Origin of the sequence: Streptomyces sp. NPDC021020 (assembly GCF_044333285.1) — a bacterium.
Lineage (GTDB): Bacteria > Actinomycetota > Actinomycetes > Streptomycetales > Streptomycetaceae > Actinacidiphila.
The window spans coordinates 198741-213516 of the sequence record NZ_JBIRQQ010000002.1 but is presented as its reverse complement, the minus strand read 5'-3'; the positions used below and the strand labels follow the sequence as shown (position 1 = coordinate 213516).

General features: G+C 75.5%; 9 protein-coding genes. 3 read left to right on the top strand and 6 right to left on the bottom strand.

What is annotated here, in order from left to right:
* Positions 1-38 precede the first annotated feature (38 nt).
* The 4 genes from ACH4SL_RS05300 to ACH4SL_RS05285 all read right to left on the bottom strand — a co-directional run bounded on the left by ACH4SL_RS05300 (position 39) and on the right by ACH4SL_RS05285 (position 7951).
* Positions 39-1667, bottom strand: coding sequence for a nitroreductase family protein (locus ACH4SL_RS05300; RefSeq protein ID WP_398442063.1), 1629 nt, complete (start codon positions 1665-1667; stop codon positions 39-41).
* A gap of 52 nt (positions 1668-1719) precedes the next feature.
* A complete protein-coding gene (locus tag ACH4SL_RS05295) occupies positions 1720-3825 on the bottom strand; it encodes a TOMM precursor leader peptide-binding protein (RefSeq protein WP_398442062.1) in 2106 nt (701 codons plus the stop codon).
* A gap of 728 nt (positions 3826-4553) precedes the next feature.
* Positions 4554-6791, bottom strand: a complete 2238-nt coding sequence (locus ACH4SL_RS05290) for a TOMM precursor leader peptide-binding protein (RefSeq protein WP_398442682.1) — start codon at positions 6789-6791, stop codon at positions 4554-4556.
* 5 nt (positions 6792-6796) lie between these two features.
* Entirely contained in the window at positions 6797-7951 is a 1155-nt protein-coding gene (locus tag ACH4SL_RS05285; protein ID WP_398442061.1) for a BTAD domain-containing putative transcriptional regulator, read from the bottom strand.
* 666 nt (positions 7952-8617) lie between these two features.
* Here ACH4SL_RS05285 and ACH4SL_RS05280 point away from each other — a divergent pair.
* Positions 8618-9364 (top strand): hypothetical protein, encoded by a 747-nt coding sequence (locus ACH4SL_RS05280; protein ID WP_398442060.1) that lies wholly within the window; start codon positions 8618-8620, stop codon positions 9362-9364.
* An 18-nt stretch (positions 9365-9382) separates the two neighbouring features.
* Here ACH4SL_RS05280 and ACH4SL_RS05275 read toward each other — a convergent pair whose 3' ends face one another.
* Together ACH4SL_RS05275 and ACH4SL_RS05270 are read right to left on the bottom strand one after the other, a co-directional pair.
* Positions 9383-11041, bottom strand: a complete 1659-nt coding sequence (locus tag ACH4SL_RS05275) for an AMP-binding protein (protein ID WP_398442059.1) — start codon at positions 11039-11041, stop codon at positions 9383-9385.
* A gap of 128 nt (positions 11042-11169) precedes the next feature.
* Positions 11170-12843 (bottom strand): AMP-binding protein, encoded by a 1674-nt coding sequence (locus tag ACH4SL_RS05270; RefSeq protein WP_398442058.1) that lies wholly within the window; start codon positions 12841-12843, stop codon positions 11170-11172.
* A gap of 140 nt (positions 12844-12983) precedes the next feature.
* Here ACH4SL_RS05270 and ACH4SL_RS05265 point away from each other — a divergent pair, with 140 nt between their 5' ends.
* Complete coding sequence (locus ACH4SL_RS05265) at positions 12984-13784, top strand: LuxR C-terminal-related transcriptional regulator (RefSeq protein WP_398442681.1); 801 nt, start codon at positions 12984-12986, stop codon at positions 13782-13784.
* A 318-nt stretch (positions 13785-14102) separates the two neighbouring features.
* On the top strand, positions 14103-14729 hold the full coding sequence (locus ACH4SL_RS05260; RefSeq protein WP_398442680.1) for a LysE family translocator: 627 nt from the start codon (positions 14103-14105) through the stop codon (positions 14727-14729).
* The last annotated feature ends 47 nt before the right edge of the window (positions 14730-14776 follow it).

The following is a 14776-nucleotide window of genomic DNA, read 5'->3' as shown; positions in this document are numbered from 1 at the left end:
GGCCCGTGTCGTCGTCGGATACGTCGCCGTACACGGCGTCAGGCGATCTCGTGGCGGAAACCGGCGGGGCGCGGGCGCTCGTGGCCGATCATCATGATCAGCAGCGGCACCTCGCCGGTCGCGTCCAGCTCCAGCTCCTCGGTGAAGGAGATCGCGTCGAAGCCGAGCGCCACCCCGCAGGACAGCCCGGCGGCGGCCGACGCGGTGTAGAAGGCCTGCGAGATACCGCCGACCACCGCGTTGACCAGCCGGTATCCGCGGTCGCCGACGGCGTCCAGCACCGCGTGGGTGCGGGCGGCGGGCACGACGACGGCGGCGGCCTGCTCCAGGTTGTAGTTGGCCAGGAAGTAGTTCTCCTGGAGGAAGGCGCCCGACGGCCCGGCCTTCAGCAGCCGCAGCGTCCCGTCCCGGGCGTCGTGCAGGTACGTGCCGGGGGCGACGCCGTCCACGTGGTTGGCGAAGACGTAGCTGCGGCTGAGCGAGCCCGCGCCCGGCGTCTCGGCGTCGCTGTCGAGGGTGCCCGCGGCGGCGACCGCGGCCAGTACCGTCGACAGGTCCTCGGCGGGCATCGGCCGCGTGGCCTGGAAGCGGCCGAAGCTGCTGCGGCGGGCGCGCAGCGCGGTGCTCACCGGGGTGTCCAGCGGGCGCGGCGCGGGCAGCGCGACGCGGTCGCCGCCGTCCGGCACCGGCGGTGCGAGCGCGGCGTCCAGGGCGCCGGGTGCCGGGCGCTCGGCGGCGCGGTCGAGGGTCGCGGCGTGCATGCGCCGCACGGTCTCGAAGGTCATGGTGACGCGCGAGCGCTCCTGGTCGGCGTGCCGCACCCGGGGGGCCGCCGCGCTCCCCGGCTCCGGGGCGGCCGCGGGCGGCGCGGCGGCGGGCGCCGGGGCCCCCTCCCAGGCGAGCGGGACGACCGCGAAGACGCCCTCCTCGTCCTGCTCCAGGCCCAGCAGCCTGCCGAGCCGCGCCTCGTCGAACCAGAACGCCGGGCCGAGGCGCAGCCCGTGGGCCGCGGCCCAGATCCGCCAGGTCTGCAGCAGCGCGCCGGTGTCCATCGTCACGACGTGGTAGCAGAAGCTGTTGTACTTGAAGGCGTTCTGCCAGAAGCGCACGCCCAGGACCAGGAAGTGGTCGTGGCCCGCGAGGCGCGCCCCGCCGCCGAGTGCCGCGCGCACCTCGCCGCTCACGTCGCCCGCGAGCAGCCGCCGCACCGCGTGGCGGGGGGTGTCGTAGTAGTAGACGCCGGGCGTGAGCGGGCCGGAGGGCCCGGCGACCCAGTGCACGCCGACCGGGTAGAGACCGCCGCCCGAGGCGCTGCCGCGCGACCAGTTGGCCTGCGTGTACATCGGCAGGGTGCCGAGGTCGGAGTTGGCCTGCACCGCGAGCCGCCGCCCGACCAGGCCGTAGGACTCCTGGAGCATCCCGGCGAGCAGCGGCAGCGTGAAGGCGCCGCCGGTGCCCGCCGGTTGGGTGCCGCCCGGTCCGAACAGGCCGCGCTGCACGCTCGCTTCGGGATCCGTGACCGCCTGCGGCAGCGGGAGGGCGGCAGCGCCGGGGAAGTGCTTGCCCTTGCGCGGCCGGTCGGCCCAGTCGGGTACGAAGTCGGCGGGCTCCATGGGATAACGGCCCCGCCGGACGATGGCGGTCGCGTACTCATGGGCGAATCCCACGGGCGTTTCCTCTCTGCGCGGGCGGTGCGGTGCGGCTGGCGGCTGGGGGCGGTCAGGGGAAGGGGTGCGGTGCCGGGTTGAGGTCGGCGGGGCTCAACTCCCGGTCGCGCAGGCCTGCTTCCCGCAGAGCCGTACGCGTACGGGGCAGGTGGCGGGCGCGCTGGCGGCGCCAGCCGAAGTCGATGGGCAGCAGGCCCGGCACCACGACGCTCACGGTGTGCAGGCCGAGGTCGCGCTGCTCGGGCATGGTCTGGTCGACCACGACAACGTCGAAGCCCGCCTTCGCGACCGCCGCGACGCACGCCCCGACGTCGTCGCGCAGGTCGGCGCCCGGGGCGAGCGCGCCGGGGCCGGTCGTGGCGAGGTCGGCGAGCGCGACGCGCGGGCGGTCGCCGCGCAGCAGGAAGTCGGCGTGGCCGGCCATCTCCGGCAGGCCGTAGAGCAGCGGGTGGTCGTGCAGCACCTGCACGCGGTCGAAGTCGGCGGCCAGCGCGCGCAGCCGCCGCTCGTCGCGGGCGGTCCTGCGCCGCAGGTTGACCGCGTCGGTGGCGATCTCGCACAGCCCGCCCGCGAGCGCGGACTCCGGGTCCAGGCCCGCGCCCGCGCCGAAGCACAGGCGGCCGAGGCCGCCGTCGACGCGCTCGGCGACGGCCGTCACGACCGGGATCGGGAAGCTGACGCGGGTGTCGAAGAAGCGGGCCCGGTAGCCGTACATCGCCAGCCGGTCGATCATCGCCCGGGTCTGCGGGCTGCGCGATCCGCTCGCGTCGATCTCCGGCAGCCGGGCCTGCCCGAACCACGCGAGCAGGAACGCGTCGCGCTCCACGACCTCCATCAGCCCGTGGTAGACGGCCTCGGCCAGACTCCCGCCCGAGGCGCAGCCGTTGGAGCTCTCCTGCACGAAGCGCCGCTCCAGGCCGCCGGGGGCGTGGTAGTAGACCAGGATCTCCGGTACGAGCACGGGCAGTTGGTCGCGCAGCGACCAGCCCCACACCCACGGGATCGGCCGTGCCGGGTCGAAGGGCCGCACGCCGGGCTCCGCGCGGTGGAAGGCGGCGTCGTACAGGCCGCACTGCCGCGGGTCCACGAGCGTGTGGGCGGCGGCGAGTTCGTCGTACGCGGCCACGACGGCGGTGCGCTTGCCGCGCGGGCGCATCCCGGCGAAGCGTTCGAGCCCCTCGAGCAGGCCGACGCGCTCGCTGGAGCGGTAGCGGGGGGTGTGCCCGCCCCAGAAGCACTCGCGCAGGTAGTCGCCCGAGCGCAGCAGGAACGAGCCCACGGTGGAGGACGTGGACGCCGAGATGAGGTCCGGCACCACGGACGGCCCGAGCATGCCCGCCGCCGGGTTGACGAAGGCCTCGAACGGCACGTCGTAGTCGTCCGCCGGGCGCCGCCGGAAGACGTCGGACGCGGGTTTCGGCGCGGGCGCGAGGTCGGGCCGGGCGCCCTCCGCGGTGTCCTGCGGGCGGACCCCGCAGTCCGGGCACTCGGCGTCGGGGACGAAGGCGAAGCGCGTCACGCACAGCGTCTCGGCGTCCACGAGGAAGGCGTACGGGTGCCGCCCGCTGCCCGGCCGCCCGCCGCCCGGTCGCTCGCGGTGCGCGGCGACGAGCGCGGCGACCGCGTCGACCCCGAACGCCGTGCCCACCGGCCCCTCCCCCGCCGCCCGCGTCGGGCCCCCGGTCTCCAGCGCCTCCCGCAGCGCCCGCGCCCGCACCCCCTGCCACCGCCGCACCAGGCACCGCCCGCACCCCGCTCCCCCGCCGGGCACGAACGGCCCGACGAGAACGAGGTGCCCGTAGCGCAGCACGCCTACGGTGCGGTGGGGCGCTTCCGCGCCGGGGGCGTCCGGACCCGCGGGCCGACCCGCGCCGTCCGCCCCCGGGGCGCGTGGTTCCGGGTCGTCCTGCGCCGACCGGCCCGTGGCCTCCGCCTGCGGGCGGGGCGCCGCCCCGTCCGACTCGGCGGTGCCGACCGCCAGCTCGTCCCGTACGCCGAGCGCGCCGACGACCACCTCGGGCCCGTGCCCGCCCGTCAACGAGCGCAGGCTCGCGGCGAGACGGTCCCCGAGGCCGCGGCAGAAGGCATCGAGCGGCCCGCCGTACCCGACACGGGCCCCCTCGGCGAGAACGACGACGTCGTCCGGCCCGCCACGCACCGCGCGTCCTGCCGCGGGCGCCGCATGTGCAGGCCCGACCGCCGCGCGGGCAGGCGCAGGCGCGGATGCTGCGGAGGCAGCCCCGGCCGCCCCGGCGGGAACGACGGCCTCGGACGCGCCGTCCGGCCCGCCACGCACCGCGCCTGCTGCCGCGGGCACCGCATGTGCAGGCCCGACCGCCTCGCGGGCAGGCGCAGGCCCGGACGCTGCGGAGGCAGCCCCGGCGGGAACGACGGCGTCGGACGTGCCGTGCGGCCCGCCACGCGCCGCGCCTGCTGCCGCGGGTGTGTCATAGACAAGCCCAGTCGCCGCGTGGGCGGGCCCGGATGGCGAGGGGGCGGGCGCCGCAGGCCCGGGTGGCGCAAGCACGAGCCCAGACGGCGCGGGCGCAGACCCTGCGGGAACGACGGCCTCGGATGCGCCGTCCGGCCCGCCACGCGCCGCGCCTGCTGCCGCAGGCAGCGCATGTGCAGGCCCGACCGCCTCGCGGGCAGGCCCGGCTGGCGCAGGCGCAGGCGCACCAGAGGCAGGCGCGCCCGGCGCAGACGCAGCCGCCGCAGGAACGGGCGCAGGGCCAGACGCCGCGGAGGCAGCCCCGGCCGCCGCAGGCCCGGCCGCCGCAGGCCCGGCCGCCGCAGGCCCGGGCACCGCAGGCGCGGACCCGGCCGCCGGGACGGCAGGGGCATCCGGGGCCACGGGACCCCCAGCCGCCGCAGGCAAGGAGCGGGTCATGCGCGGGGCTCGGGGAGGGTGAGGAGGACGCGGGCGGTGTGGATGCGGCCCGCGGTCAGGTCGGGGGTGTCGGCCGGGGTCGTGAGGATGTCGCGGCCCGCGGCGCGCAGGGCGGCGGCGGCCTCGGGCCAGGTCGTGTCGGCGGCCGGGGGCGCCTCGGCGGTCACCGCGAGGGCTGCCGGGTCGAGGTCGGCGAGCAGCGGGTCGCCGAGGTCCGGCGCGCCGGTCTGCACGGCGCCGAGCAGGTCGCGTACGGCGGCCAGCAGCGCGTCACGGCGGCGCAGCCCCGCTGCGACGGTCCAGCGCGGCGCGCCGCCCGCCGGGTCGGCGGTCCGGGCGAGCACGACCGGCAGGGCGCCGCCACCGAGGTCCAGGACCTCAAGGCCCGCGCCGAGCCCGGCGGCGGAGCGGAAGAGGAAGGTCAGCTCGGCGTCGTCGCCGTCCTCCTCCGGGGCCAGGAGGCGCACCTCGGCGGTGCCGCGCAGCGCGCGGCGCAGCGTGTCGTGGGCGAGGGCGGTGCGCAGGGCGCGGGCGACGGCGGCGGCCGGCGTCGTCCCGGCGCCGTTGCCCGCCGACGTGGCCTCGACCGTTCGCGCCTGGTTGTCCGGGCCGAACGGCCGCAACGCCGCCGCGGGCACGAGCACCGTCTCGCCGCTGAGCAGCGAGGTGACCGGGCACCAGCGCGCGACCGGCTCGGCGGGCTCGCCCAGCCCCGAGGAGATGGCGAGCGCGTCCGCCCCGACCGTGCGCCACTTGCCGCGCGCGGCCTCCAACTCCGGCCCGGTGAGCGCGTGCCGCACGGGCACCACGTGCTCGCCGTAGACCTCGGCGGCGCGCAGCAGCGCCCGCAGCCGGGCCCCGGCGACGTGGTGGATGTCGAAGGCGGTGATCTCGCGGCGCTCCCGGTGGCCGGTGCCGAGCGCCACCGTGCTCACCTTGAGCGGTGTCTGCGTCCAGTCCTCGTCGGCGTAGGCGCCGAAGACCCCGGCGCGCGGCTGGACGAGCACCGAGCGGCCGGAGATCTCGGCGAGCGCGGCCTGCGCGGCGTCCTCCTCCTCGGCGCCGCTGCCGACCGGCCCGCCGAGCGGCGAGACGGCGCCGTCGCCGGTGGCCGCGGCGCCCGGCAGGTCGGCCAGCCGCACGGGGGTCTCGGCGGTGGGCTCGGCGGGTGCGCAGTGCGGGCAGCGGGGGTGCGGCAGCAGCGGCTCGGCGACGGTGTCGAGGGAGTCGGTGTGCTGGATGAGCAGCTGGTTCTCGGTCTCGGCGGGCAGCACACCGGTGGTGCGGCGGAAGACCTCGTAGCCCAGCAGGTTGCCGACCATCGCGGCGAGCGGCCCGGCCAGGCCCTGGGCGGCCGGGTCGTACGGGCCGCCGGGCGCCGCGGCGCTCCACAGGTCGGCGGCGGCGCCCGGGTCGCCGTTGGCGCCCAGCCGCAGCGCCGCGCAGGTCCAGCAGCCGCTGCCGTCGCGGGTCATGAGCGGGCCGATGACGACGCTGTCGCCGTAGGGCCAGGCGGGCAGCACGGTGCGCCCGGCGGGGATCCCGGCGTCCAGCAGCGGGGCGAGGCGGCGCGGGCCGTGCGGCCCGGTGAGCAGCACCAGGTCGTATCCGTCGAGGTCGTCCCAGGTGGGGGCGCCGGGCGGGAGGTCGAGCAGGGTGACGTCGGCGAGGCAGCCGGCCTCGCGCAGGGCGGCTGCCTCGCCGAGGACGTCGGCGAGACCGCTGCCGGGGCGGTCGAGGGCGCGCGGTACGGCGACGGCGGCGCAGCCGTTGCGTATCAGGCTGAGCGCGGCCCAGCGGGCGACGGCGTCCTCGCCCAGCACCGCGACCCGGGTCTGCCGGAAGCGGCGGAAGCGGTCGGCGGCGCCGTCGGTGTAGTGGTCGATGTAGTCGATCTGGGCGGCGAAGCGCTCGGCGACCGTGTCGCCCACCGCGTCGGGGGCGTCCTGCGCGGGCTCGGCGGCGCGGGCGAAGCCACGCGCGTAGAGCGTGCCGACGAGCTGGACGACCATGTCGCGCTGCTTGTCGCCGAGGCCGTTGCAGAGGTCGGCCACGGTGTGGTCGCCGGTGAGGTGCGGGACGATGACGGTCGCGAAGCGGTAGGCGGAGGGCATGACGACGCTGAAGCCGCCGCGCGCGTTGTGGAAGTGCACGCCGGTGGGCGTCTGGGTGTAGAGGACGTCGCGGCGGATCCGCGGCCTGGTGCCGGCGAGTTCGTCGTAGGTGGACGCCATGTCAGTCACGCCTCCGTGGGGTGCGGTCCTGCGGCCGGGGGCCGCTGCGGTTCGGTGGTGGGGCGCCCGTCGCGGGCGGGCGCCGGGGGCACGGGGCTCCGGTCGCCGGGGGCGGCGGAGGTGCCGGGGGCTTCGGCGCGGGGTGCCGCCGGGGGGCCGGGGGGCTGCGCGACCGGCGGCGGGGCCGGGCCGGGGGTGCTCGTGGCGGGCGGGCCCGCGCCGACGCCGCCCGCCGCGGCCGCGCGGGTGAAGACCCGCAGCAGCTCGTGCACGCGGTAGCGCCCGCGCGGCCCCTCCTCCAGGAGCCCCGCGCCGACGAGGCTGTCCAGCACCAGGCCGCCGTCCACGGCCTCGTCGGGAACCGGCTCGGCGGGCCCGGGGGACGCCGCGGCGCCGGATGCGGGCGGCGGCTCCCGGCGTGGCGGCCGGGTCCCGGCGCTGCCCGGCGACTCACCGCGCAGAATGGCCAGTTCGAGCCGCTGCAACGCGGGGCCCGGGTCGACGCCCAGCGCGCTCGCGAGATGCGACTTCAGCCGCCGGTATTCCGCAAGTGCCTCCGCGCGGCGGCCCGTCCGGTCCAGCGCCTCCATCAACTGCTCGGTGAAGCGCTCGTGCAGCGGATGCGCGCGGGCGGTGGAGCCGATCTCGGCGAGCACCTCGCGATGCCTGCCGCACTCCAGTTCGAGGTCGAAGACACGCTCGATGGCGCGCAGCCACTCCTCCTGGAGCCGCGGCAGCTCGTCGCGGTGCAGCAGCTCCGAGGGGACATTGGTGAGCAGCGGCGGCTGCCACAGCGCCAGCGCGGCACGCAGCAGGCCGAGTTCGGCCTCCGGGTCGGCCGCGTCGTAGGCGGAGCCGAGGAGTTCGCGGAAGCGGACGAGGTCCAGCGTCCCGGCGTCCGCGGTGAGCCGGTAACCACCGGGCACCGCCTCGATCATATTGCCGGAGATGCCGTACTTCCCGAACAGCCGGCGTAAGCGCAGAACGCAGCTGTGCAGCGCGGACTTGCCCTGGGCGGGTGTCTCGTCGCCCCAGATGACGCGCTGCAGGAATTCGACCGAGACCACCGAATTCGCATTCAGCAGCAATGCAGCCAGCAGTGCCGCAGGCCGCGAGGGCTGAAGCACCACGGATTCGCTGCCGTCCGCCACCGCCAGCATTCCGAGTACCGTGAAACGGGTGTGACCTGCGGCTTGCGGCAGCCGCCCCGTATTCTCCGGCGCTAATCCCGTGCTGTTTTTGAGACCGTTTTCGAGCGTGTTGTGCCAGACCACCACACCACCATCCCCGTAGCCCCGTACGACCACGGCCACCGCCTCCCGGGTGTGCTCGGAGGCGGAGCGGACAACCCCGGCCGATCAGGCCGTTCGCGGTCACGGAGGACAGTACGGCAGTGCTCTTTACCTTGGCAAGCAATTGTGGCCGATTTCTTGCCGGCGATCGGCGCGATACGCGCCACCTGCCCGTTCACCGAATCCCGGTGACCAAACAGGACCAACCGGACCGCTCCGCACGGCACGGAAGCGAGTAATCGGACATAGCTCGCAGATATTACGGGCGTGTGTATGCGACGTTAACCAGCCGTTCTTCGCGCGGCGGCTTTACCGGCGGCATCACCAAGTCCCCGTCAATTCAGAGGAAGTACCCTCCGCGGCCAATTCCTAATCCTCGCCGACGGGTACGGGCGGCGGACGGGGGCGCTCGGCGGTCGCGGTCGGTGACGCAGCGTTCCGCCCGGTCGACCCGCGGTCCCGCCAACCGCTCACCCGGAGGCGGGAATTCCTGCACTATGGGGGTGACGACACCGATCGGAAGTGGTGACCGCCATGGCAGCGGAGAGCGTGCCGGTGCGCTGCCCGGCCTGCCGCCGTGACCATACGTACACGGCGCCGACCTACCCCTGCCCGTGCGGGGCGCCCCTGTGCCTGCCGGTGCTGCGCGGCGGTCCCCCGGTCGAGGTCCTGCACCGCTCGTGGGACGAGTCGTGGGTGCGGCTGCGCTGCCCGGGCTGCGGGCGCACCGACCAGTGGCCGCGGCCCGAACTCGGCTGTCCCTGCGGCGCGCTGATCCGGCTCCCCGTCGACCCCGAGGCGGCCGGCGCGCCCGGCCCGCTCCACTCCCCCGGCGGCAGCGCGCCCGCGCCGGCCGGCACCGTACCGCCGCCGACGACCTCCCGGCCGCCCTTCCGCCCGGTCACCATCCGCACCGGGCGGGACGCGCTCACGGCCGCCGCCCAGTACCTGAAGTGGCTCGGCTTCGCCGACGTGCGGCTCGCGGGCGACCGTACGGCCAACGGCATCGACCTGCGCGGCCGGGGCCTGGTCGCCCAGGTCGACCCGAGCACCCAGCCGACCGCGGTGCGCGACGTCGAGTGCCTGTGGCTCAACTGCGCCAACGAGGACGCGGTCGGCGCGTTCTTCTCGCTGGCCGGCTACGCGCACGAAGGGCGGCTGCGCGCGGACCAGTTGGGCGTGCCGCTGTTCGTCATGGACCTCACGGGGACACCGCAGCCGGTCAACCCGGCGGCCGACGCGCTCATCCAGTCCGGCCCGCCCGCGCCCGACCCGTCCTGACGCGGTGACGCCCGGCGCTCAGGGCTCCCCCGGGCCGAAGCCGGTCCGCAGCTCCACCTTGCGGACCTTGCCGCTGACCGTCATCGGGAAGGCGTCCATGACGCGCAGCAGCCGGGGGATCTTGAAGTGCGCGAGCCGCCCCTCGCAGAAGGCGGCGATGTCCTCCAGCGTCGGCGGGTCGGCCGCGTCGCGCGGGATGACGCACACCGCGACCTCCTCGCCGTACGTGGGATCGGGCACCCCGACCACCTGCACGTCGGAGACCTTGGGGTGGCCGTACAGGAATTCCTCGACCTCGCGCGGATAGACGTTCTCGCCGCCGCGGATGATCATGTCCTTGATCCGGCCGACGACCGCGAGGTAGCCGTCCTCGCGCATCACCGCGAGGTCGCCGGTGTGCATCCAGCGCGCGGCGTCCACCACCTCGGCGGTGCGCTCCGGCTCCGCCCAGTAGCCGAGCATCACCGAGTAGCCGCGGGTGCACAGCTCCCCCGCGCTGCCGCGCGGCAGGGTGACACCGGAGACCGGGTCGACGACCTTGACCTCGATGTGCGGCAGCGCCCGCCCCACGGTCGCGGTGCGGTGCCCGACCGGGTCGTCGCGCCGGGTCTGGGTCGCGACCGGGGAGGTCTCGGTCATGCCGTAGCAGATCGACACCTCCGCCATGTGCATCTCCCCCATCACCCGCTTCATGACCTCGACCGGGCACGGCGACCCGGCCATGATGCCGGTGCGCAGCGAGCTCAGGTCGTGGTCGGCGAAGCCGGGCAGCGCCAGCTCGGCGATGAACATCGTCGGCACCCCGTAGAGCGAGGTGCAGCGCTCCTGCTCCACCGCGCGCAGCGTCGCGGCCGGGTCGAAGGAGCGGGCGGGGATGACGACGCAGGCGCCGTGCGAGGTGGCGGCGAGATTTCCCATCACCATGCCGAAGCAGTGGTAGAAGGGCACCGGCAGGCAGATGCGGTCCTGCTCGGTGTAGCCGACCGTCTCGCCCACGAAGTAGCCGTTGTTGAGGATGCTGTGGTGGGACAGCACGGCGCCCTTGGGGAAGCCCGTGGTGCCCGAGGTGTACTGGATGTTGACCGGGTCGTCGCAGCTGAGCGTCGCCTCGGCGGCGGCCGGCAGGTCCTCGTCGACGTCCGCGCCCGCGGCGAGCAGGGCCTGCCACGAGCCGTCGCCGATGTGCACCGTCTCGCGCAGGTCCGGGCAGCTCCCGTGCACCTCGGCGGCCATCGCGCGGTAGTCGGTGCCGCGGTGCTCGGTGGAGGCGACCAGCAGCGAGACGCCCGACTGCCGCAGCGCGAAGGCCAGTTCGTGCAGCCGGTAGGCCGGGTTGACGTTCACCATGATCGCGCCGAGCCGGGCGGTGGCGTACTGCACCAGCACCCACTCCGGGCAGTTGACCGCCCAGATGCCGACCCGGTCGCCCTTGCGCACCCCGCGCCCGACGAGCCCACGGGCCACCTCGTCGACCGCGCGGCCGAACTCCGCGTACGTCCAGCGCCGCCCGCTCGGCACGTCGACGAGCGCCTCCCGGTCCGGGTGGGCGGCGATCGCGCGGTCCAGGTTGCGGCCGACGGTGTCGCCGAGCAGGGCCGTCGTGCCGGTGCCGTGCGCGTACGACGGCTCGGGCCCGCCACGGGAGCGCGGCGCCTCCGGGTGCTCCGGCACGTCCACCCAGGCCTCCCTCGGCTCGCCCGTCGGCCCCGGCGCGCCCGCGGTCCGCCGGTCCGGTGAACACCGTCAAGTGTGACTCGGCTCTCCCCGCCCCGTCGAGTGGAGCGGCGGACCGGCGGCCGGCGCGGTCAGCGGAAGTCCTCCTCGCGGAATTCGGCGCTGCCGTCGTGCATCGTCGCCTCCCGCAGCTCGATCCGGCGGATCTTGCCGGACACCGTCTTCGGCAGCGGCGCGAATTCCAGCCGCCGGATCCGCTTGTACGGCGCCAGGACCGAGCGGGAGTGCGCGAAGATCGCCTTGGCGGTCGCCCCGTCCGGCTCCCAGCCCTCGGCGAGCACCACGTACGCCTTGGGGACCGACAGCCGCAGCTCGTCCGGGGCGGGCACCACCGCGGCCTCCGCGACCGCCTCGTGCTCCAGCAGCGCGCTCTCCAGCTCGAACGGGCTGATCTTGTAGTCGCTGGACTTGAAGACGTCGTCGGAGCGGCCGATGTACGTGATGTAGCCGTCCGTGTCCCGGCGGCCGATGTCGCCCGTGCGGTAGTAGCCGCCGCCCATGGCCTGCGCGGTGCGCTCGGGGTCGCCCGCGTAGCCGGTCATCAGGCCCACCGGGCGGGCGGCCAGGTCGAGGCAGATCTCGCCCTCGTCGCCGGGCTCGCCCGTCACCGGGTCGACCAGCGCGACGGTGTAGCCGGGCGTGGGGCGGCCCATCGAACCGGCCTTGACCAGCTGCCCGGGGGTGTTGGCGACCTGCACGGCGGTCTCGGTCTGGCCGAAGCCGTCCCGGATCAGCACCCCCCACAGCCGCCGTACGTGCTCGATCACCTCGGGGTTGAGCGGCTCGCCCGCCGCGACGACCTCCCGCGGCGGGGTCGCGAGCAGGCTCAGATCGGCCTGGATGAGCATCCGCCACACGGTGGGCGGCGCGCAGAAGCTCGTCACCCCGCAGCGCTCCATCTCCGCCATCAGCCGCGCCGGGTCGAAGCGCGTGTAGTTGTGCACGAAGACGGTCGCCTCGGCGTTCCACGGCGCGAACAGGCTCGACCAGGCGTGCTTGGCCCAGCCCGGCGAGGAGATGTTGAGGTGCACGTCGCCGGGCCGCAGCCCGATCCAGTACATCGTGGCCAGGTGCCCGGCCGGGTACGAGGTGTGGGTGTGCTCGACGAGCTTGGGCTGCGCGGTGGTGCCGGACGTGAAGTACAGCAGCAGCGCGTCGGTCCCGGCCGTGGGCCCGTCCGGGGTGAAGCCGGGCGGGACCGCGTACGCCTCCTCGTACGCCAGCCAGGGCGCCTGCGCGCCGCCCACCGCGATCCGGGTCCAGTCGCCCAGCACCCCGTCGAACTTCGCGGTGTCCGCGGCCCGCACCACGGCGTGCCGGACCCCGCCCCGGTCGATGCGGTCGCGCAGGTCGGCAGGGCCCAGCAGCGGCGTCGCCGGGATCATCACGGCCCGCAGCTTCATGAGCGCGAGCGCGCACTCCCACTGCTCGACCTGGTTGCCGAGCATCAGCAGCACCCGGTCGCCGGCCCGCACCCCGCGGGCGCGCAGCCAGGAGGCGACCCGGTCGGAGCGGTCGGACATCTCCCGGAAGGAGATCATCGCCTCGGTGCCGTCCTCCTCCACGATCCACAGGGCGGGGCGGTCGTTGCCCGCGGCGATCACGTCGAACCAGTCCAAAGCCCAGTTGAACCGCGGCAGTTCGGGCCAGCGGAAAGCCGCCACGGCCGCCTCGTAGTCCTCACGGTGCCGCAGCAAAACGTCCCGAGCAGCCCGGAATGCCCCGGTCGCGTCCGATACGGCCATGTGTCCTCCTCATGCACGTGCTCTCGGTAGCATCGTGCGCGAGTGACGTGGGTCTCACTACCCCCGGACGGGGGTGAGGAGGTGGTGCGGTGGACGGCAGCGCCGGAGAAGCCGTGGACGTACGGGCAGCACTCCTGCGGATGCGCAGGTCGGCCATGCTGCCCGTGACGTTCGGCGGGCTGGTGTCGCAGCCCGGTGCGGCGTACTTCCGGATCACCGAGCTGTCCGGCGCCGACACCGAGTCGCTGCGCGGGCTCCAGGTGCGCACGGGCAACGGCCTCGGCGGCAAGACGCTGGCCCTGCGGCGGCCGTACGCCGTCACCGACTACGGCTCCTCGCGCACCATCAGCCACGAGTACGACGCCGCCGTCGCCGGCGAGGGGCTGCGCTCGGTGCTCGCCGTGCCGATCGTCGTCCACCGGCAGGTCCGCGGGGTGCTCTACGGGGCGCTGCGGGAGGCCTGCATGATCGGCGACCGCCCGCTCGCCGCCGCGATGGACGCCGCCCGCGACCTGGAGCAGGCGATCGTGGCGCGGGACGAGGCGCGGCGGCTGCTGGCGTCCTGCCAGCCGCCGGTCGTCACGGCCAACCCGCGGGCGTGGGAGGAGGTCCGCGACGCGCACCGCGAGCTGCGCGGGCTCGCCGTCCGCATCGGCGACCCGGGGCTGCGGCGCGAACTGCTGGCCGCGTGCGCGCGGCTGGCCTCCGCGGCGGTGCCGGCGGCGCCGGCGCGGCGCGCGCCGGTCGCCCAGCTCACCGCGCGTGAGCTGGACGTCCTCGCGGCGATCGCCTCCGGCGCGACCAACGCGGGGGCCGCTGCGCGGCTGCGGCTCCAGCCCGAGACGGTCAAGTCCTACTTGAAGTCGGCCATGCGCAAGCTCGGCGCCCACACCCGCCTCGAGGCCGTGACCTCGGCCCGGCGCTCGGGCCTTCTGCCGTAGCCCCGCGGGGCCCGCCTCCAGCCCTGCGGGCTGCCGCTTTCTGCCGTCCCGGGACCGTCCCTTTCGTCGTGGCTGGTCGCGCAGTTCTCCCCCAGGCTCCGCCCGGGAGGTGCCCCCACGCGCCCCTGATGGTTACCCTCGCTGCGCAGGGTGAGCGTTTGTAGGGGCGCGGGGAACTGCGCGACCAGCCCACCACCGGCGGACGATCGCGTATGCCACCGCACGTGGCAGCCCGTTGCGAAAACAGGGCGCGCGCAGCGGAAGAGCGCATGTAGCGTGCGAGGCGTGAGCCTCGAAAGAGTGGGCGGCTTCGCCGCGATGTCGGTCGTGCTGGTCCTGATCCCGGGACCGAGCGTCCTGTTCGTGCTCGGACGAGCACTCGCGCACGGGCGGCGCACCGCCCTGGGAAGCGTGCTCGGCAACGCGATCGGCGCCTACGTGCTGAGCGCGACCGTCGCGATCGGCCTCGGCGAGCTCGTGTCGCGCTCCGTCGCGCTGTTCGCCGCACTCAAGCTGGCCGGCGCGGCCTACCTGGTCTTCCTCGGCGTGAAGGCCTTCCGGCAGCGCCGGGTGCTGGCCGGGGCCGTGGGCGGGGAAGGCTCCGCGGAGGGGGCCCCGGCGGCGCGCCGCAGCGATGTGCGTACGCTGTGGGAAGGCTTTGTCGTGGGTGCCACGAACCCCAAGACGATGGTGTTCTTCGCCGCCGTCCTGCCGCAGTTCGTGGACCGCGGCGCGGGCCGCGTGCACGAGCAGATGCTGCTGCTCGGCCTCGTGTTCACGGTCATCGCGCTGCTCTTCGACAGCATGTGGGCGCTGACCGCGTCGGCCGCGCGCACCTGGTTCGCCTCGTCCCCGCGGCGGCTCGCGGCGGTGGGCGGGACGGGCGGCCTGGCGATGATCGGCCTGGGCGTGGCGGTCGCCGTGACGGGGCGCGCCGACTCGTAGGACCTGGTCACGGGGCATGTGATCAGGCGCACACACCGGGCGTCAGC